16 protein-coding genes are annotated in these 20,482 nt (G+C 58.8%); 8 read left to right on the top strand and 8 right to left on the bottom strand.

Annotated elements, in window-relative coordinates; translation table 11 throughout:
* The first annotated feature begins 1 nt into the window (after position 1).
* The 4 genes from lpxI (at position 2) to KDL09_RS24565 (ending at position 3,725) form a co-directional block, all read left to right on the top strand.
* Positions 2 to 817 (top strand): UDP-2,3-diacylglucosamine diphosphatase LpxI, encoded by an 816-nt coding sequence (gene lpxI / locus KDL09_RS24580; protein ID WP_294391394.1) that lies wholly within the window; start codon positions 2 to 4, stop codon positions 815 to 817.
* 149 nt (positions 818 to 966) lie between these two features.
* The gene (locus KDL09_RS24575; protein ID WP_294391390.1) at positions 967 to 1,785 is read left to right on the top strand and encodes a prepilin-type N-terminal cleavage/methylation domain-containing protein; all 819 of its coding nucleotides are present in this window, start codon (positions 967 to 969) and stop codon (positions 1,783 to 1,785) included.
* A 241-nt stretch (positions 1,786 to 2,026) separates the two neighbouring features.
* Positions 2,027 to 2,911, top strand: coding sequence for a prepilin-type N-terminal cleavage/methylation domain-containing protein (locus tag KDL09_RS24570; protein ID WP_294391386.1), 885 nt, complete (start codon positions 2,027 to 2,029; stop codon positions 2,909 to 2,911).
* A gap of 178 nt (positions 2,912 to 3,089) precedes the next feature.
* Positions 3,090 to 3,725: an N-acetylmuramoyl-L-alanine amidase gene (locus KDL09_RS24565; RefSeq protein WP_294391384.1), complete on the top strand. Its 636-nt coding sequence runs from the start codon at positions 3,090 to 3,092 to the stop codon at positions 3,723 to 3,725.
* 12 nt (positions 3,726 to 3,737) lie between these two features.
* Here the strand turns inward: KDL09_RS24565 and ccsA are convergent, their stop codons facing one another.
* The 5 genes from ccsA to KDL09_RS24540 all read right to left on the bottom strand — a co-directional run bounded on the left by ccsA (position 3,738) and on the right by KDL09_RS24540 (position 11,096).
* The gene (gene ccsA, locus KDL09_RS24560) at positions 3,738 to 5,756 is read right to left on the bottom strand and encodes a cytochrome c biogenesis protein CcsA (RefSeq protein ID WP_294391381.1); all 2,019 of its coding nucleotides are present in this window, start codon (positions 5,754 to 5,756) and stop codon (positions 3,738 to 3,740) included.
* A gap of 18 nt (positions 5,757 to 5,774) precedes the next feature.
* Positions 5,775 to 7,085: a cytochrome c biogenesis protein ResB gene (locus KDL09_RS24555; RefSeq protein ID WP_294391378.1), complete on the bottom strand. Its 1,311-nt coding sequence runs from the start codon at positions 7,083 to 7,085 to the stop codon at positions 5,775 to 5,777.
* Positions 7,086 to 7,119: 34 nt separating this feature from the next.
* A complete protein-coding gene (locus KDL09_RS24550; RefSeq protein WP_294391375.1) occupies positions 7,120 to 7,773 on the bottom strand; it encodes a hypothetical protein in 654 nt (217 codons plus the stop codon).
* Between the two features lie 150 nt (positions 7,774 to 7,923).
* Positions 7,924 to 9,936, bottom strand: coding sequence for a c-type cytochrome domain-containing protein (locus KDL09_RS24545; RefSeq protein ID WP_294391370.1), 2,013 nt, complete (start codon positions 9,934 to 9,936; stop codon positions 7,924 to 7,926).
* A 50-nt stretch (positions 9,937 to 9,986) separates the two neighbouring features.
* Positions 9,987 to 11,096 (bottom strand): c-type cytochrome domain-containing protein, encoded by a 1,110-nt coding sequence (locus KDL09_RS24540; protein WP_294391367.1) that lies wholly within the window; start codon positions 11,094 to 11,096, stop codon positions 9,987 to 9,989.
* Between the two features lie 158 nt (positions 11,097 to 11,254).
* Between KDL09_RS24540 and KDL09_RS24535 the strand changes: the two genes are divergently transcribed.
* Positions 11,255 to 12,646 carry a deoxyribodipyrimidine photo-lyase gene (locus tag KDL09_RS24535; RefSeq protein ID WP_294391364.1) on the top strand — a complete coding sequence of 464 codons (1,392 nt, stop codon included), beginning with the start codon at positions 11,255 to 11,257 and terminating at the stop codon, positions 12,644 to 12,646.
* A 21-nt stretch (positions 12,647 to 12,667) separates the two neighbouring features.
* Here the strand turns inward: KDL09_RS24535 and KDL09_RS24530 are convergent, their stop codons facing one another.
* Complete coding sequence (locus tag KDL09_RS24530) at positions 12,668 to 13,987, bottom strand: ABC transporter permease (protein WP_294391361.1); 1,320 nt, start codon at positions 13,985 to 13,987, stop codon at positions 12,668 to 12,670.
* Between the two features lie 64 nt (positions 13,988 to 14,051).
* A complete protein-coding gene (locus KDL09_RS24525) occupies positions 14,052 to 17,345 on the bottom strand; it encodes a fused MFS/spermidine synthase (RefSeq protein WP_294391358.1) in 3,294 nt (1,097 codons plus the stop codon).
* 194 nt (positions 17,346 to 17,539) lie between these two features.
* Between KDL09_RS24525 and KDL09_RS24520 the strand changes: the two genes are divergently transcribed.
* Complete coding sequence (locus tag KDL09_RS24520) at positions 17,540 to 18,028, top strand: hypothetical protein (protein ID WP_294391355.1); 489 nt, start codon at positions 17,540 to 17,542, stop codon at positions 18,026 to 18,028.
* A gap of 6 nt (positions 18,029 to 18,034) precedes the next feature.
* On the opposite strand, the gene purQ is transcribed toward KDL09_RS24520, so the two are convergent.
* Positions 18,035 to 18,745, bottom strand: coding sequence for a phosphoribosylformylglycinamidine synthase I (gene purQ, locus KDL09_RS24515; RefSeq protein WP_294391353.1), 711 nt, complete (start codon positions 18,743 to 18,745; stop codon positions 18,035 to 18,037).
* A gap of 93 nt (positions 18,746 to 18,838) precedes the next feature.
* Between purQ and KDL09_RS24510 the strand changes: the two genes are divergently transcribed.
* Positions 18,839 to 19,354: a hypothetical protein gene (locus tag KDL09_RS24510; RefSeq protein WP_294391350.1), complete on the top strand. Its 516-nt coding sequence runs from the start codon at positions 18,839 to 18,841 to the stop codon at positions 19,352 to 19,354.
* 13 nt (positions 19,355 to 19,367) lie between these two features.
* A complete protein-coding gene (dprA, locus tag KDL09_RS24505; RefSeq protein WP_294391347.1) occupies positions 19,368 to 20,468 on the top strand; it encodes a DNA-processing protein DprA in 1,101 nt (366 codons plus the stop codon).
* The last annotated feature ends 14 nt before the right edge of the window (positions 20,469 to 20,482 follow it).

Raw genomic sequence — 20,482 nt, 5'->3', positions numbered from 1 at the left:
GATGAGCGTGAATCTCGACTGTGTGGCCCTCATCGCCGGAAACGGCATTTATCCAGAAACGTTTGTGCATGCAGCACGGAAGGCAGGCGTGAAGAAGTTGGTGGCTGCAGCCTTCACGAATGAGACAAAGCCGGAACTCGCGGGCATGGTCGATGCCATCGAATGGTTCCGCGTGGGACAACTCGGGAAGATGATTACCTTCTTCAAAAAGCAGGGTGTGACGCAGACGGTGATGGTGGGGCAGATCGCGCCGAAGAACCTCTTCGACCTGCGCCCGGACTTCCGCACGCTCATCATGATGGCAAAGCTGAAGCAGCGAAACGCGGAGACGCTCTTTGGTGGCATCGCCAACGAACTGGCCAAAGATGCCATCACTCTTCTCCCGGCCACCACCTTCCTCGAAGACCTTATGCCCAAGACAGGTCATGTGGCGGGGCCACAGATCAAGAAGCGGCGGCAGGAAGATGCGGAATACGGTTTTAAAATCGCCAAGGAAAGCAGCCGCCTCGACATTGGGCAGACGGTCGTGGTCAAAAACGGCACTGTCCTGGCCGTTGAGGCCTTTGAGGGCACGAACGAGGCGGTCAAGCGCGGAGGAGCCCTCGGGCGTGGCGGAGCAACGATGGTGAAGGTTTCAAAGCCGAATCAAGATATGCGTTTTGATGTACCCGTCGTCGGACCAGACACAATCCGAACGGCGGCGGCCGCAGGGGTGGATCTGATCGCCGTGGAGGCAGGCATGACCCTGCTCCTAGGGTATGCGGAAGTTTTCCGGCTTTGCCAAGAGCACAAAGTGACTCTGTTGGCGCTGGCGTGAGCTGCAGATACGCCCGTCGCCAAGCCTTGGATGGCTAAACTCTTGTCTCGTATTTCGGCCCCCGTTTGGGTCTAATTGGGTCGGCCGGCGGAGTATTCCGTCAGTCACATAACATAATAAACCAAACGATAGATAAACATACGCATACAATGAAAACGAAACGAAACAACGCCTTCACTCTGATCGAGTTGTTGGTGGTGATCACAATCATCGCGATTCTCGCGGGATTGGCCGTTCCCACCTACACCTATGTTCAGATGCTGGCCAATCAGGGAAGAGGCGTCAACAACGCCAGACAGATCATCGTCTCGATGAAACTGTTCTCAAAGGACCATGGCAGCATGTATCCCGACTCAGTGGCCAATCCGCTGACCGGGAGCTTGGCACAAAACGCCAATGACGCCTTCCGCTACATGATCCAAGAAAAGATCGTGCCAGATGAGCGCATCTTCGGCTGCCCCGCCGGTTACAACCCGGATGGCAACATCGGTCAGAGCCCCAACTATGGACATGCCTTGACGCCCGGTGAAAACCATTGGGCCATGACCGCCGGCCTGACGGACACTGCGGCGGGCAACATGCCCCTCGTGTTTGAAAACCCAGCCACCCCAAGCTGGCCTCCGCTTTGGAATGCAGATATGGCGGGCAAGATCGCTCCTGGCCGCACTTGGTCAGGTGGCAAGATCATCATTGGTCGCAACGACGGCAGCGTCGCCGTCGAATCTCTGTCTGGCATGAAGGGCTTGGTCGGCCCCCAAGTCATGGCCGGTGGTTCCAACCTGTTCACCCAGGCCTCCGACGGCATCCCACAGCGCGTTTTGCCTGTGGCGTACAGCAATACTGCAGCTCCTCCCAGACCATTCCCCCCTCTCGCCTCTGGCGCGCCCCCTCTTGGCGGACCGACCGGCGCTCCTCCGGCTCCGGGGGATATTCCCAGCGCCCTGCCACCTTCGCCTTTGGGCCGGTAATCTAACCTGAAGACATTCCACGCCGTCGGATGCACTCCATCCGGCGGCTTTTTAGTGCTTGGATTGCATGCGGCTCCTTCCCCTCTCTTGGCATCGCCGATGACTCAACCCCCAAGCCCACAGATGGTGTCATTTTTTTCTCGCATTTCAGACTCCGGTTGGGTGTAATTGAAAGGGTATCGGATTAATTCCGGTGTCCTAATAACATCATAACCAACCCATAAAAAAACATACGCATCCCATGAAAACAAAACGAAACCAAGCCTTCACTCTGATTGAGCTGTTGGTGGTGATCACGATCATCGCGATTCTCGCGAGCTTGGCCGTGCCCGCCTTCACCATGGTCCAAACGCAGGGCAATCAGATGAAAGGGGTCAACAACTGCAAGCAGATCATCCTCTCGCTCAAGCAGTTCTCCAAGGACAACAACAGCGCCTACCCTGACTCGGTGGCCAATCCGATGACCGGTGGCATTGCCGCCTCCGCCAATGATGCCTTCCGGTTCTTGGTGATGGAGCAGATTGTCACCGATGAGCGTATTTTCGGATGCCCGGCAGGCTACAACACAATCGACAACAACAGCATCGGCCAAGCACCTACCTACGGTCAGGCCCTGCTTCCAGGTGAGAACCACTGGGCCATGACCGCCGGCCAGACCGACACCACGGTTGGCAACATGCCCATTGTGTTTGAAAACCCCATTGGAAATAGCTGGCCGCCCAACTGGAACGCAGATGCTGCAGGCCAGATCAAGCCCGGCCGCACTTGGCCCGGTGGAAAGATCATCATCGGCCGTAACGACGGCAGCGTCGCTGTGGAAGCGCTTAATGGTAAAAAAGGCATCGTAGGCCCTAAAGTCATGGCTGGCGGCATGAACACCTTCACCCAAGCTTCGCAAGGCCAAACGCAGCGCGTGTTGAACATCGTGCTCGGTCAGGCTCAAGGTGGCGGCAGCTACAACATGCCTCCAGGCCAGGGCGGCCTCCCTCCAGCACCATTTGGCCAGCAACCCGGGGGATTCCCTCAAGCTCAGCCCGGCGGTTTCCCACAGCAACCCGGCGGCTTGCCTCCAGCCCCTCTGGGACAGCCCGGCGGCCTTCCGCCCTCTCCTCTGGGCAATCAGTAAGAATTGATCCATCCTAGATTCGACGCCGCCGGATGTGCACCATCCGGCGGCTTTTTTTGTGCCGTGTTGCGGTGGTTTCCGGGCAAAACACTTGACCCGTTCAGCGCTCCTTCGCTTACTGTGGAACAGACGAGTTTTTGGAGTAATTCTGTGAACGTCTGTCACCCTCCCGTATCACATGCTGTACATCTCCCGCTTTCACTCCTGTTTGAACCGCCTTCGGAAAGGCGTCATATGGGCTGCGGCAGGCACCTTGCTTCTGGCCACAGGGGCGAACGGCTTTGATACGGTGATTCTCGACCCCGGACACGGTGCTCATGACCGCGGCGCGGCCATTGGTTACGTTTATGAAAAGCATCTTGCTTTGGACACCGCCCGCCGTGTCGAGGAACTTCTCAAAAAGGAAGGTCTGAAGGTCATCATGTCCCGCAGCAGGGACGTGTTCATTCCCTTGCAGGACCGCTCCGCTCTGGGCAACAGCAAGCGCAACGCGATCTTCGTCAGCATCCACTACAACTACAACCGTGGTGGCAGCGGCGCGGGTGCCGAAACCTACTACCATTTTTCCTCCAGTTACATGCTGGCCGCTTACATTCAGGCCTATCTGGTTCAGCGCACCAACATGACGAACCGCGGTGTCAAAAGCGCCGGATTTCACGTCATCCGCGCTACCACGAAGAATCCGGCAGTTCTGGTCGAGTGCGGCTTCGTCAGCAACTCCAGCGAGCGCGCCCGCATGCTCACCGGCGAGTTCCGCGCCCGCATTGCCGAGGGCATCGCTCAGGGAATCATCGCCTTCAAAAAGTCGAAGTAACCACCGGCCGCTTTAGTTCGCCGGAGACTCCTTAAGTACCGCGTCTTCCTGCACCACTTTCTTCTTTCCTCGTTCACTCAGGGACAAAACCACCCCGTAAACAAGCAGCACGAACTGGCTGAGCCAAAAGGCGTAGATCTTCGGCCATGTCCCATCGGTGAAACCGTAAGCGTGCAGCCCCACGCCGAGTTGATTGACACCGAACCAGGAAAAGATCACGATGCATCCGAGGATCAGATTGCAGCAGTGCAGGCCAATCTCCCGGATGTAGCCACCGAGTCGTGCGTGAAGAATGACAAGGCACATCAGGACGATCATGAGTGCTCCGTTCTCCTTGGGATCCCAACCCCAAAAACGCCCCCAGCTGTAGTTGGCCCAGATGCCACCTAGCACCGTGCCCACAAGTGCAAGAAACAGCCCGGCGGCAATGAAGCCATAGGCCACACGAGTCAGCAGCCGTGCATCATCATCTCCGGTTTTGAACACGCCGAAGATGCGCTGAATGAAATAGATCATCGAAATCAACGCCGCCACCATGCAAGCGGAGTAGCCGAGGTTGATCATCGGCACATGCGTGGAGAGCCAGAAGTTAGTGATCAACACCGCCTGAAGCTGCTGGAGTGTGTCCGTGGCTTCAGAGGCTTCAAACTGGATCGACAGGAACATGCAGGCTGTGCCGCCAATCGCCGCCACAAGCAGCCCAAGCCCACGCTTGGTGATCCATTCGGCAATCAACCCAAACAAGGCGGCGGACGAACCGATAAAGAGAATGGTCTCATACAAAGTTGTGATCGGTGGACGCTGCATGATGATGCAGCGAATCACCACGCCGGTCACGGCAAGTGCGGTGGCAGTTCCCAGCAACAGCCAGGAGAAAACTCTCGCCAGCTTCTCGAAGCGAGAACCTGGAGAAACCCACGTGAGCGCCACGGCGATGAATCCCACCAGGAAAATCCATTGCGCATAGAAGAAGTAGTCCGCATGCATTGATTGGCGCTCAAGAGCAATGAACTGGCCTTCACCGCGCAACCTGGCGGCGTCTTGAATTTTAATGAGCAGCGCCTTGGACGCCGCTTTGAACTTGGCTGCTTCCGGCAGAGCCAGAAAAACGTCTTCATACATTGCCAACCAAGCGAGCTGATCAGCCTCCACGTCCTTGTCCCCGTTGATCGCCCCAAAAATCATTTCACCCGGCCCGTTCCACACATTTCCCTGCCCCAATGCCGGTGGGAAAATCCGAAGCTGCTGCTCAGCGTTGCCGCTCATCATCGCGCCTAGCGCGCCTCTCGCAAAATCCCGGAACCACGGTATTTGCATGGGCGGTCCATTGTTGGACCGGATGGCGGCTACGAGAGTGTTGAGACTTTTTGACAGTCTCACCGGCATCGTGACACCTGCGGGCAGCCCTTCCGGCTTTTCGCCGACAGGCGAGCGAATGAAATCGAAATGTCCGATGATCATTTCATAGTCCAAGAAATTGGCTGCAAGCTGGACGATCATGCGCTGCTCAGGCGTCTGTTTTCGCGGCGGGATCTCGCGATATTCGCCCATCTTCTTCATCATCGTTTGCCGGGCAGGTTCGATCTCGGCGAACGTGTACTGGTCGCGCTTGGCCTTGGCCTCCAACCCGAGTTCACTGATCGCAGAAGAGTTGTCCACTTTGAAGAGAGGCACCGTTTTGGCGATGTCCGGACGAAACCAGCTCATCAGCAGCCATTCCACGGAACTCAGCTTCACCGGCTTGCCCCCTTCCTTTGTGATCGGCTTCTGTGCGACCGGATCCACCAGCGGCTTGCCGTCCATTTCACCATCATCGGTCAGCCAGATGCTTCGGCGGGCGCGAAAGCGCAACAGACGATAGCTGGCGAGGTTTTCCAGAGGTTTGATGCGCCCGGACTCCTGAACGGGAATCGCCGCAAAGGTCTCAACGACCTCCTTGTCGCGGAACAGATCGAGGGGCGGAAGCTCCGCCGCAGAAACGAGCGCGCTCCAGGCGAACAGAGCGAGCAGAACAAGAGAATGAGTTTTCATGTCAGGTGATACGCGAGTTTAGAGCAACTTCCACATCGCCAGGGCGAAGGCGGCGTTGAAGGCGGCGATTAGGCCGAGCGAAAATTTCCAAGGGTTCACCTGGATGAAGCGGGCCAGCATCATCAGGAAATGCAGCAGCAGGCCTTCGGCGACAATGATGCAGGAGATGAGAGGCCAGTGGTCGGCCGGGTTTTCGACGATTTGGAAACCGCTGCTTTTCACTCCGCTGCCACTGCGAGTTCCGTCGTCGAAAGTCTGCTGGAAGACAGCGTAGCCTTCGCTGCGAACGGGTTCGTTCATCGTGATGACGCGCTTTTCTTCGTGGCTGCCATTGAGCTTGGTCACCTTGCTGGTGAAACGGCGAGCACGCTCCGTGCCCGGGTGTTTCTCCTGCTCGGCTTGGTCGAGGCGGACGGCGAAAGGCAGCTTGTAGGTGCGGTGCACGAGCGAGATGAGGTATTTGTCGTTACCGAAAGTCACTGTCCACGGTGCCGCCGCGAACTCCCACAGAATCCCCTTCTGCGCCTCTCCGCCCTTTTTATCTTTGGCGATCGCAACGCAGGCACTGGCGAGCTGCTCATCCGCCATGGCAGCGCCGGACTCGTCCAAGGTGCTGATCTCCTGAATGTAGTAGCCGTCCACCGAATCACTGCGGCTGCCATCCAAGTCACGTTTGGGCTGAGCATTCTTCTTCCAGTTCGTGATCATAAGATCAAACGGAAGAGTCTCACTGGTGAACGTGCGTCCTTTGCCTGCGGCCAGATCATCAAACTTCGACTCGTCGATCACCAAGACGCTGCGTTTGGCGTTCTGATCCGTCTGCACCTTCTCGATCTCGATCACGCGATCGTGGAAGCTCATAAACTCGTCACTGGTCTCGCCTTCCCTCAGGTTCATGTTGCCCTCCTTCGCAAAATGATGTGTCACGGCTCCGGCAGCGATCATAAACAGGATCGCAAAATGAGAAATGATGACACCGATGGTTTTGGGTGACTTGCGGACCCGGACGACCCCCCCTAAAAGAAGATTCACGAAGAGAATGGCCATCAACGTGTAGCCACCGGGAACAATGTAGAGAGGGAGAGACACATTGCCGATGTCCCAATACGCATTGAGAGCCAGCGCGCGCCAGCAGGCGCCGATGTCGATGCGATCAATGAACACCGATTCAAAGTAGCGCGCCTGGCTGGCAACCAACCCGTGCTCTGCCTGCTCCAAAGTTCCAAGGAAGGTTAGCAGCAGCAGCATGGCAAGCACCGTAGTGGCGAGCCCAAAGCTGGACAGGAAGGCGAAGACTTTCGCGACGGGGGATTTGGATGAGGCGGACACGAGTGTGAGGAAAAAGGACTGGGTGCAGCCAACGCTATTCTTGCTTGGTCAAAGGGGCGTTAGGTTTGATGGACTGGCAAAAGGCGTCGAAGGCGGCGGCGTTTTGATCGACCAGTTCCTTGGGGCCGGTAAGTTTCACAAAGATGGTGGCCTGTTCGGCAGAATGGATCAGCCCGAGCATGCGATAGCCGGTCTTGGCACTCTCGGCACCGAAGCCTTTAAAGTCGCCATCAAAAGCCACGAAAGTTGCATCTCGATTAAAGAACGGCTTCTTCGGCAGATTGGCGATCTCCTCCGCGGTGTAAGGCGGCTGGCCCATTTGCGTGCGCCAGCGGTTCACATTGGCCTCAAGTCCGCCTGCTGGACCGGGCATCAGTGAAATGTAGCACTCACCCTCCTGATTTGGACCAAAGCGGAGATCCAGCAAACGCATACCCATGGGGTCCGGGGTGGAGGACTCGCTCCATCCCTCAGGGACGGTCCACGTAAGCAGGTCGCGAAAGTTGGGACGACGCTGAGGTTCGTCCTTGGCGTCGTCGAAAAAGCGCGTGGAACTTGGAATGTCTATATGCGGCTTTACGGCATAGCTGGATATCTCACGCGACTCCGTGATGGCCTCACGCTCCTCCAGACGATGGCATGAGGTGAGTAGGCCGATAAAGGCGCAGCAAGCGAAGGGCAGTTTCATCGAATTGGAACGCATGGAAGGACGGGATGTTTAGCAACATCCTCGGCGAATGCCATCGAGATACGCCGAATGATGAAGACAGGATGTGAGCAGAGCGAGATCTGCCGCCAATAGGCGACGGCGCAGCAGTTTCTGCGCGGCCGAAAGGTCTCAGGAACCTTTGTGGTCGGTGTGGCAGGCTTTGCAGTTCACGGCCGTCTTGTAAGCAGCGGCACCAGCAGGGTCTTTGGCCTGAACCTTCTTCACGGCACCAATCAGGGCCTGACATTTCTTCACCCAGGCGGCCTTGTCTCCCTTCGGAGGCGTGGAAGCGCACATTTCCTGATAGCCTTTGAGCAGCGCGGCAAGATCCGCATCCGATGCGGTCGTGCCCACTTTTTTGCAGAGGGCGTCATCGCCTTTGTGATACTTCTTCATGATCGTGGCGATGACATCGTCTCCTGCGGCAGCAGGCTTCGCATCCGCTTTCTTGGGTTCTTCCTTCTTGGCCGGGGCAGGTGGAGGTGCGGGCGGCGCAGGCGGAGGAGCCGTCAGTTTGGCAATTTCCGCCTCAGTGAGGCCAACGTTCACCTTGAGTCCAGGAATCTGGCCCTCGAGCGCCTTGGCACCCGCCTGAGTCACGCCCGTCTGCCAGACAAACAGCTTCTTCAATCCTTTGGCCGCACCGAGCTTCGCAATCCCTCCGTCGGTTGTCTTGGTGCCGTAGAGATTCAGATACTCGAGACTCTGAAGCGCGCCGAGTTTTGCGATGCCGGCATCCGTGATCTTGGTGTTTTCAAGATGCAGGCGCTCGAGGTTGGTCATCTTGATGAGCGTATCCACCGCAGCGTCGGTGATCTGACTCCGCGAGAGATCAACCCAGACCACCTGTGTGGCGATTGGAGCAAGGAGCGCCAGCTCCTTGTCGCCAAATTTGTCAGCGGCATTGATCACGCCGAGACGAAGCTGCTCAGTGTCCTGTGCCAGCGGCATCAGCGAGGCATTGAGCGCCTGAATCTTTGCGGAGACGTCCGCGACCTGCTTTTTCTCAGCTTCGGTGAGCGGCTTCGGCTTGGGTTTCTCATCTTTGGCAACGGCCTTGGCCTTGGGAAGACCTTTGGCAAGCAGCACTGCAAGAGCTCCTTCGACATCGGCTGGCGCCTTGACGGATGCCACGGTGGCAGTCTCTGAGGCACCCGTTTCAATCCACCATTTCAGGACCGCCAGTTCTTCCTTGGTAAGCTGAGGCTCGTCGCTCGGCGGCATGTGATCGTCATCGTCCGTGGGCAGATTCGCGCGGACCAACATCAAGCTGTCTTTGACGTTTTTGGCGATGACCGTCGTGGCTCCGTCACCGCCACCTTTCATGATCGAGGCGTAGTCGTGAAGCTGCAGCTTGCCCTTCTTCTTCTCCGTGCCGTGGCAGGAAACACACTTCGCCTCCATGATCGATGCTACGACGTCTTTGTAGATGACTGCTTTCGCGGCAATCGCCGGATCAAGCTTGCCACCGGCCGCGGCAGGTGCTGCAGGGGCAGCCGGTTTGGCAGCAGTTGGTGCCGGTGTGGCAGCAGGTTTAGCAGGTGCTGCGGCAGGAGCAGCAGCCACCACGGCCACAGGCTTCGCATCGTCCTCGGCAGTCCAACCGTTGTTGATGTGCGCTTTCGGAAGCTTCGCTTTCAAAGCGGCCACGCCGGCCTTGGTCACCCCGCTCTGCCACAGATAGATCGCATTGAGTTTGCCGAGGCCGGCAAGCTTCGTGATGCCCGCGTCGGTGACCTTGGTGTTGTAGAGGTTGATGTATTCGAGCTCGCTCAGGCCCTTGAGATGATCAAGCCCTGCATCGCCAATGCCCGTGCCTTCGAGATGCAGCTCCTTCAAATGCTTCATCCCGGCAATTTTCGCCAAACCCGCATCCGTCACTTTGCTGCGCGCAATGTCGAGCGAGGCGATCTTGTCAGCAATGGGAGCCAGAGGATCGAGACCAGCGTCTCCAAATTCTTTGGCCACATTCAATGCGGTGAAACGATAGGCCTTCGCGTCAGCTGCAATGGGCATGAGCGACGCACCGGTGGCGTTCACTTTCTGCATGGCCGCGGCAACAGCGGGATCGGCGGCTTTGTCATCGGCGGCATGCGCTGATAAGGCGAGTGCCAGGGCGAAGAGGAGGGAGGTTGGTTTCATGAGACTGTTTGAAGCAAAAAAGAACAAGGCAACAAAAGGCGGAAATTGGACTAGCCTTTCAGAATTCCATCAACGGTGGTTTGAAGCTCCGCAGGGATTTTGGCATCGTCGACCTTCTGCGTGCCGCTGGCGCCCTGAAGCACCCACCACTTGAGCAGTTCGATTTCTTCCGGCGTCAGCTGGTCTTTCCCCTCCGGCGGCATGTGTTCATCATCACTGTCCGGAAGCAGAATGCGCTCGATGCTAAGGCTATCCTTCAGATTGCCGGCGACAAAGTTGCTGCCGTTTTCGCCGCCCTTCATCGCCATTTCATAGGTATCCATCCGCAGTTCACCCTTCGACTTTTCCTCACTGTGGCACTTGTTGCACTTGGCCGTGAGAATAGGCAGGATCACGTGTTGAAATACGAGCTTCTGGTCACCTGTTGGGGCAGGCGGTGGGGTGGGTTTCTCCCCAACATCCGACGTAACCGGCGGTTTAACCTCCGGCCCGGGCTTGATCTCAGGAGGCACTTCTGCCTTGGGCTTTTCCACAAAGCTCAGCATCCACTTCTCCGTGCTCACCATGGTGGCCTTGATCCACTCAGGGGCATGTTCGGTAAGAAACTTGTTTCCATGGCTCATGTTGCCGCCGAAATGCGCCCCAAGGCCCATGATCCCGAAACTGATGAAGTAGAGCGCACGGTAGGCGTTGAGGAGTTCACTGCTGTAACGGCTCATCGCCACGATGCGCACTACGAGCGAAAGAAGCACGCCCGCCGTGCCAATCAGCCCCATCGTCTGATGCAGGCTGAAATTTCCGCCCACATAGCCGCCCTCGCGTGAGAGCATGATGCCGGCGAACACCGCCATCACGGAACCAGCCGCCCCCACGACGAGCATCAGCAGGGAGGCTTCACCAAACTTTGACTCTCCGCGCCGAGTCGAGCAGATGAGCTCAAACACACAAAGCAGGCCCAGCACACCCACCGGCAGATGCAGCAGGATTGGATGAAACCGACCGACAAACAGCACCATCTCCGAGGGATCCGACTGCGGCGCATCATACAGCGGCGGAAAGATCAGCAGACCAATGATAAATGCCACGACGAGAAGAAGCGTGGCGATCCAGGCGGCTGTAAAGGATTTCGGTTCGTCGGTGTCAGGCGAATGCGAAGACATGGGTTGGAGTCGGGGGTTGGAGAAACGGAAATATGGCGCTTCTAGTAACGCCAGCCCAATGAAATATTCATCACGAACCTGATGGTCGATACCATCATCTTTGAAGACGCCTTTTGTTCAATACCGACCGTATCTTGTCGTCCTTTCCCGTCTCGCCCATGCCCAAAACTGTCATTCACTGGTTCCGCCGCGATCTGCGCCTTACCGACAACACTGCTCTACATTCAGCCAAGAAGGACGCCGATCAGGTCGTGCCTGTCTATGTGCTAAGCGACTGGAAGAACAGCCACGGGTGGACAGGACCAAATCGCCAGCAATTCCTCTGCGGCAACCTCGAGTCGCTCGCGAAGAACATCGCAGCCATCGGCAGCCGCCTTATCATTCGCTGCGGCAAGGCCGATGTCGAACTGGAACGCCTCGTGCACGAAACCCAAGCTGGAGCGGTCTACTTCAACCGCGACTACGATCCCTGCGGTCGCGCGATGGAAGCAAAGATCGCCGCGCTCTGCACACGCCTCGGCATCGAGTGCAACGGCTTTGACGACAGCGTCATGCACGCGCCTGAAACAGTGCTCACCGGCAGTGGGCAGCCGTATCGCGTTTACACACCTTACTCGAAGAACTGGCTCAATCTCGACAAGACCGCCCCCCTGCCCCGCGTGACCTCACTCGGAGCGGAGGCCGAAGAAAAAGTGATGAGCCTGCCGCCGCCAACGCTCGCGCATTGGGATCTTCCCGCGCCCACCGCGCAGATCCTCGCCTCCGGCGAACGCGCCGCACGGGATCGAATGAAGCACTTCATCGACGGAGGAATACTCAAAGGTTACAGCGCGAATCGCAACACGCCCGCCGGTCAGACCACCTCCCTGCTCAGCCAGGACCTGCGCTACGGTCTCATTGGCATCCGCGATTTGTATCATCGCTGCGCGCAGATCGAAAAAGGCAGCACCTACATCAAGGAACTCGCGTGGCGGGAGTTCTACTTTGCCATCCTGTGGTTTTATCCCGAAGTTTTCGAGCACGAGTTCAATCCCGACTGGCGCGGCCTCCCTTGGCCAGGCACCGACGCCGCGTTCCAGCGCTGGTCCACCGGCACCACCGGCTTTCCCATCGTCGATGCCGGCATGCGACAGCTTTTGCAGACCGGGCTCATGCACAACCGCCTGCGCATGATCACCGCCATGTTTCTCACCAAGGACCTGCATTGCGACTGGCGCATGGGCGAGGCCTTCTTCATGCAGCAGCTCGTCGATGGTGAAAACGCCAGCAACAACGGCGGCTGGCAATGGTCCGCCGGCACTGGTGCCGATGCCGCGCCCTACTTCCGCGTTCAGAACCCCTGGCTGCAAAGCGCCCGCTTCGATCCCGCTGGCGAGTTCATCAAAAAGTGGGTGCCCGAACTCAAGGACGTCCCCGCGCCGCTCCTCCACGAACCGCCGAAGCCCGGCCTCCCGCTCGCCAAAGGCTACCCGCTCCCCATGGTCGATCACCACACCGAACGCGATCGCTGCCTCGCGATTTTTGCGAAGCACAAGGCGGAGCGAAGCTGACCACACCCGTCTGATCCACCCCTACTCGTGACGCAGAGCTTCCACCGGATTCATCTGTGCCGCACGACGCGCCGGGTAGATGCCGAAGGCGATGCCGGTGATCACCGAGATGGAAAATGCGAGAATGGGCGACCACATCTTGATGATGGTGGTGACTCCGGCAAATTTTTGAACGGCCATCGGAATGCCCAGGCCAAGCGCGACACCGAGGACGCCGCCGACTCCGGCGAGCAGCACGGTCTCGATGAGGAACTGCACGACGATGTCGGCCTGACGAGCGCCGAGAGCGCGACGAATGCCGATCTCACGCGTGCGCTCAGTGACGCTGGCCAGCATGATGTTCATGATGCCGATGCCCCCCACAAGCAGCGAGATGGCGGCGATGCTTCCGAGCACAATGCTGAAAATCTGCTTGGTGCGCTCGGCCTGTTTCAGCAGCTCAACAGGCACGATGATGCGCCAGTCTTCCTTCTTGTGATTCGTCGTCATCAGGTGGCGAATGGCCTCAGCGCGACTCTCGACCTGTTTGACGTCCTCGACCCGGATGACTGCCTCGTGGAACTGGACCTTCTCCGCCTCAAAACTACCGGTGCGATAACGGAAGAAGACCTCGCCGTACTGATCCATCAAAGTCACGAAAGGGATCAGGATCTGCGCCTGTGAATCCGCCGAGGAGCTGGCGGCGTCGGTGCCAACCATCTGTCCCTCGTCCTGAATGATCCCGATGACCTTGTAATAAAACCCTTTCACCCGAACCGACTTGCCCGTGGGGGTCGAGAGCGGAAACAGCCTTGATGCAACCGTCTGGTTGATCACGCAAACCGGAACGCTGTCGTTCATTTCCAACTCGGTGAAAAAGCGCCCTTGGATCATTCGGCGGTTCCGCATCTCGGGATAAATGGGCAGAACGCCCATGACCTGCCCGTCAATGCTGCGATCGAGGTTCCAGATGTTTTCAGAGACGTAACGGCTGGGCACCACGATGCTGATTCCTGGAACAGTCTGGCGGATTTGCTGGATATCGCGCGTGGTGAGTCCGTACTCGCTGATCATGCTGCGCGACTCACCGCTGGAGCCCTGCCCGTCCGGCGGCTTCACGCTGTGCAGGATGATGTTCTGGCTGCCGAGCCTCCGGATCTGCTCCTGCGCCTCATGACTTGCCCCTTCCCCAATCGCAAGCATGGCCACCACCGAAGCCACCCCAAACACCACGCCCAACGCCGTCAGAAACGAGCGCAGCTTGTGCAGCCAGATCGTTTTGATGCCCAGCGAAAGCGTACGCCACAGATGCTGCGGCGAGGCGACGAGACGGAGGACCGGATGACTGGCGAGAAAAGACATGCTTGGGGGGCCTATTCATACGGCCAAGACCGCATGAAATTGCCACGATCTGCCCTCAATCGGATCACTCGCCCGCCTGCGAGCCGATCACCATTTCCGTCACCGGGGCGGTGTTTGACACCGGGGTTTTCACCTGCACGACAAACGGAGCCGATTCCCCACCGATCTTGCCGCCCTGATCCAGGAAACGATTCATGTCTTTCAAGGCCATGCCCAGACGGGGATCCCCCGTCTGCAGGTAGGCGCTGACGCGCATGGCCAGAGCATGGCCGTTCCAAGGATAGGGCTGGCCAAGGCTTTCGATGGCGGCGAGCTGCTGCGGCACCTTCAGATGCAGGGCCATTTCACAGCGCATCCCGAGACGGACGTTCCGCCCGACGCCGACAGGGTAGTCGCGGTCCAGTTTCTCGAAGATCACAGCGAAGCGTGGATCCTGCACAACGGCTTTGGATTGGGACAGTTCGGAGAGGATTTCGAGGGTGGCGTCTACCAGGGAAAGATGGCACCACGGCGTCTCCATGAGGCTGTCGAGACCCCGTTCCAGGTGGACCAGCACCTCGGACGTTTTTTCCTGTACCTCGCAGGTGATGGCACGAAGAAAATGAGCATCTGCCAGCGAAACAGAGGTGACAGCGTCAATCGCGGTAAAGGCATCCTGGGCGCCGGTGCGGGCCTTGGCATGCGCCAGCAGAACACGGTCCGCCAGAACCGGGGTGACAGGTGCGGGCGCCGCGAGGAAATCAGCATAGCGCTGCTTCCAGAATTTTTTCTGAATGTCCACGCGGGCATGAATCTCCGGCCCGGCGTCCGCCGGCAGCACCTCCGCGCTGGCAGACTCCCACAAGCGTCCCGGCATGTGAACCCTCTCGGCGAGATAGAGATCCGTGTCCACGACGGCATCCACCTTCGGCAGATAGCAGCCTGCTCGCGTGGCAGCGCGGGCGAGATCAAAGGAGCAGTTGACCTTCTTGGCCACGCTGCGGGCGAAACTGAACTCCAGACGGTTCATGTCGTCGGTGTTCACGGCCTTGGTGGAAGCCGCGAGCGCAGTGCAGTAGTCGCTGTTCGCGAGACAGCCGGCCAAAAATCCCTCCGCGGTCTCTGTCTTCCAAAACCGGCGCACGGCTTCGGCCATCGGCTCGATTTTGACACGCTTGCGAATGGATTCGAGCGACCACGGGGCGTCATCGTTCGAGCAGACGAGCAACATGTCCACACTCTGCGTGGACCAGACCTCGACCTTGGGAAACACCTGGCGCAGCGTGCTGATGACCGTGGTGATGGTGGCGGGCTCGACTTCGTAGCCCTGCAGCCACTGGCAGAAGATGCCGTTCTGGGTGAGGCGCTGACTCGCATTGCGGTAGAACTCACGCGTGTAGAGATTCGCCACACCGGCGCGGCAGGGATTCGACGGCTCGGAGACGATGAGGTCGTAGTTTTGACCTTTCGTCAGCAAAAACTCACGTGCGTCGCCGGTGATGTTGTTGATGCGCGGATGATTCATCGCGTTGCGGCTCACCGGATTGAAGAACTGCGCCACCTTGCGAATCTCCTCTTCCAACTCGAGCACATCGACGTGCTGCATCCCGGGAACATCAGCCAGCCAGCCGGCCGTGGTGCCGGTCCCCAGTCCCACCACACAGGCATTCTTCGGATCGGGATGCAAAATGGCGCCGGTGATGCCCAGCATGACCTGTGTGGCGGCATCGCCAACGGCGGAGCCATCGCTTTTGCCGTTGGTCAAAAACGAATACTGCGAGCCGTCCACCACCGCGACACTCGTCTCGCGCCCGTCGTAAGCCTGCACGAGCCCGCGCTGCGCATTGCGCTCCCACGTTTCCAATCCGAGCGCCGAACGATACTCCTGCGACACGCGGCCGTAGCCGATGGGCGTATGCATCCACACCGCCGTGGGTCCCGTGGCACCGAACGCGCAGAAACCACACACGACAAGCGCCGCGGCGGCGAGTCCTCCATTCCAGGTCAATCGTGAGCTCACCGCTCCGGCGTTCTGCAATTTGCCACGAAGCTGGAGCCACAGCGATCCGGCGGACATGGTGGCGATCAGGAGGGCCGCCAGCACCCAGCAACCCTTCAAGCTGAGCAGCGGAACGAGGATGAATCCTCCCAGCAGCGAACCCGTGATGGATCCAAAGGTGTTCCAAAGATACGCCCGGCCCAGTTGCTGACCCACCCCGGCGTTGCCACGTCCCAGCAGTGACACGAGCAGCGGAAATTGAATCCCGCTGAGCAGCGATGGAATGAACGCCAATGTGCCCATGACCACCGCCCAACCCATGGCCATCTCACCGAGGCCGAGGCCGCGAAGAGCGTCATTGAGGATCAACGCCAGATGCGCGATGCGATCTCCGAGCGCATACGGCACCAGCACCGCCAGCGCCTGCAGAGCGGATACAATCGTAAACCCTGCGATGCTCGGCTCCGCCTTTTTCAAGATCAGCGAATACAGAAGCCCGCCGATTCCCATGCCCGTCAGCACGACGCAAAGCACGAGCCCGAAGCCATAAACCGATCCTCCTAGCAGCGGCGTCGAGATTCGATACCACACGAGTTCCGCCACAAAGAAGGTGAAGCCGCTCATGAACGCCGCCGCGAGCACAAACGAAGGAGGTGCCTTGGCCGCCACGCAGACTTCGTCCGTCTGGTCGGCATCAGTCACGGGCTGGAGGCGTTCCTGCTTTTCCTGAAACATGGAAATCGTTCCCGCTGCGAGAGCGATCCCCAGATTCACCAGCACGGCGATGGTGAGCGCTGCGTTGTTCCCGAACGAAGGAAGAAGCCAGAAGGTGCTCAAGGCGGCACCTGTCACTGCTCCGGCGATGTTGATGCCGTAGAAAAACGCGGTTGTGGAGCGGTTAGGATCATCGTCACACTGCGCGAACTTCATCGCCGCCGGAAGCGTTCCCCCCATCAAGAAACAGGGAATTCCGAGCACCAGCGCCGTCATGAGCAGCTGCAGGCAGGTCGCCATCCCGAGCCCCATACCGGCCGTCCCACCGGTCTTCAAGTAAAGCGAGCGAGCCAGACCGAGCATTGCCGGTGACGCCACTGCGGCGATCGCGATTCCCACCTCCAGGCGGGCATAAAATCGAAACGGGCGCCCCACGCGTTCCACCCAAGTGCCAAAAAGCTTTCCTCCGAAACCGAGTCCGCCCATGAACACCGCCATCACCGCCGCGGCTGCTGGCGCCGCTCCGCCAAACACAAGGCGAAACTCCCTCAGCCAGACAGTTTGATAGACCAGCGAACAAAAGCCGGACAGCAGCAGGATTACAGCCAGAGCAAATCGGGTGAGCGGGGCCCGAGAACGAGTGGCAGAAGAGGCGGATGAGTTCATAAAAGTTATATAATTAACATGATTTATATTTAATTACCATAAATAATCAAACTTATTTACAACAGATTTGTCCCTTTCTTGCTCCCGGGTGGCTATTGCCAGGCCATTGGCACCCAAAGAACTGCGGCTTCTGTTTCACCATTCGCCATGCCCCGCTCCCCGCGTAAGGAACACTTCCAATGAATCCCCCTGCCATGCCAGCACGACTCAGATTCTACCTCCTCAGCAGCGTCTGCTTCTTCATCGGCCTTTCCGCCTGCACCAGCGAGTCACGGCACGAGAACTTCGTCTCGCGAGTGGTGCCGCTGACATACGATGACTTCGGGCCGGAGTCGATGGCAAAGCCTCTCCTGGGTCCGAGAGGAACCAACACGCGGGTGATTGTTTACCATGGTGCCACCCGCAGCGCTTTGGAGCACCACTTCCCCACCTCGGCTTCTGGAACTCCCGACTACCGTTTCATCACTCTGCTGTCGGGCATCTACCACCTGCAGCGAGAAATTCGTCATCTGCCAATGACGCCCGAAAACGAACCGCTCCGGCAACGACTGCGTCAGACCTACAGCCGGCTCTACACCGCCTACAACAAACGCCGCCTAGCCCTTGTCTCCACCCCGCCATTCTTTGGGCGTGGAGCTGTGTGGAAAAGCTCGATCATGCCGCCCATTGCACCGCCCATGTAGGACGGTTTAATTCATCGCTTCGCGAGCCGACTGGAACAGGTAGTGCCCCCAGCCGAACTGGGTGTCGCCGTTCCAGTCCGGATCGTAGTGCTGGCTCTTGAAGATGAAACGCTCCGGATGCGGCATCAGACCAAACACACGTCCCGTGTCATCCTGAAGGCCCGCAATCGCGTTCGTCGATCCATTCACGTTTGTCGCGTAAAGCAGAGCCGCGTGGCCGGACTTCACATACTTGGCCGCGTCGTCACCTTCCGTCACCAAGCGGCCTTCCGCATGGGCGACGGGCAGTTCGAAATCCTCCGGCAGCTTGCTGAGATACGGGCTCGCCTTGGTCTTCGTCTTCTTCAAACCCACCCAGCGACAGATGAAGCGGCCGCTCGTGTTGTGAATCAGACTTCCCTTCGGCAGCAGATCGAGCTGCGTGAGGATTTGAAAGCCGTTGCAGATGCCCAGCGCATAACCGCCCTTCTCCACAAACGTCTTCAGCTTGTCGCCGAGCTTCGACTTCGTGATCAATTGCGCGATCCGGCCCGACATCACGTAGTCGCCGTAGCTGAAGCCGCCGGAGAACACGATCATCTGCGCCCGGTCGAGCGAACCCGGCTCCAGCAGCGCCACCGGCAACACCTCGGCGGTAAACCCCGCCGCTTCCAGTGCACGGGCGGTTTCGGCATCACAGTTGGTTCCGGGGAATTTGAGAAGAAGGGCGTGGGGCATGGGAAATCGTCCCCGCATCTAGGCGAAGCCGCCGCCTCGTGCAACCGCTTTGCCCGGTTGCACACACACGGGCATGCATTAGCTTTCCCGGTTATGTTCAAAGAACTCCTCTCCCCCCAGAACACCTTCATCTACGGCATCGTGCTCTGCGGCATTTTCTTGGTGCAGTCATGGTGGGCTCATTTTAAGACCAAGCGCGAGCTGAAGCGCTACAAAGGCATGCTCAGCGACAAGCTCGACCTTGATTCCAAGCAGTCCCAGGACCTCAGCAAAGAGCGCACCGCGCTGAAGCAGGAAAATGAAAACCTCAGGATGCAGGTCGCCCGCCTCAACGAGCGCTCGGACAACAAGATGCAGCGCGAGCTCGAAATCCTCGCCCGTGCCGAAAAGCAGATGGTCATCAGCGCTCCCGGATTCGCACCCGCCTGGGAAATGGCGAAGTCCGCCGCTCTCAGCCAGTTGGAGGCCGAAGAAAAGGGCCATTCCTTCCCGCAGAAGATCTTCCGCAAGCTGATCGGTTCCGGCTCTGGGCAAAGCAATGTTGCCCTGCCTGAATCCGCCGCCGCCGCGGCGAAGAACAGCGAGACCGCCACGGTCACCGCCGCCTGAGCCTCCACGCCCCATGACCCGCACCGAGGCATGGATCGCGCTGAACCTGCTTCCGCAGATCGGCTCCGTGCGGGCGCGGAAGCTGCTGCAGCACTTCGGCAGCCCTGAGCGCATCCTCACCGCGAAGACCTCCGACATTCTTCAGATCGAGGGCTTCGGCCGCGCTCAGGCGGAGAACATCGCCGGATGGGAATCCCAGATCGATCTCGCAGGCGAGTTGAAGAAAATCCAAGATCGCGGCCTAACCATCCTCACGCAGGAGGATGAATTCTACCCGCCCCTGCTGCGTGAGATTCACGATCCACCTCTCGTGCTCTATGTCTGGGGCGAACTCATCAAGCGCGATCACAACGCCCTCGGCATCGTCGGCAGCCGCCATGCCACGCATTACGGACTCAACGCCACGAAGAAGCTCAGCTTCCAGATCGCCTACGCCGGTTACGCCGTCGTCAGTGGCCTCGCCCGCGGCATCGACACCGCCGCCCATGAGGCCGCGCTCGCCGCGAAAGGCCGAACCATCGCCGTCATCGGTTCCGGCATCGGCAAGTTGTATCCGCCGGAGAACATGGCCCTCGCCGAACGCATCGCGCAAAACGGCGCGGTCATCAGCGAATACCCCGTCGATCGTATCGCCGACAAACAAACCTTCCCCTACCGCAACCGCATCGTCGCCGGTTGGAGCACCGGTCTCATCGTTGTCGAAGCCCCCTTGCGCAGCGGTTCTCTCATCACCGCCCAGCAGGCCACTGAGCAAGGTCGCACCGTCTATGCCGTGCCCGGCCCCATCGACAAGCCCACCTCCGCCGGCTGCAACCGCCTTATCCAGCAGGGTGCCAAGCTCATCATGGACGGCGCCGACGTGCTTGATGATCTCATGACGCTCTTCCCCACCGCACCCACCGCTCCGAAGCTCGAAGAGTCGCGCCCCGCCGTCACGCTCACGCTGGAGGAAGAGATTCTCTACAAGGCCATCAGCACCGACGAAGCCCACATCAACGACATCACCACCACATCAGGCCTCACTCCGGCCACCGTCTCGTCCACCCTGATGCGCCTTGAGATGAAACGCCTCATCCGTGCGTTGCCGGGCAGAAGATATGTGAGGCTGGTGTGAAGCTGTTTAAGAGA

This window comes from Prosthecobacter sp. (assembly GCF_020439865.1).
Taxonomy (GTDB): Bacteria; Verrucomicrobiota; Verrucomicrobiia; order Verrucomicrobiales; family Verrucomicrobiaceae; genus Prosthecobacter.
The sequence above is the reverse complement of the archived record's forward strand: the minus strand, read 5'-3'. Positions and strand labels throughout refer to the sequence as shown.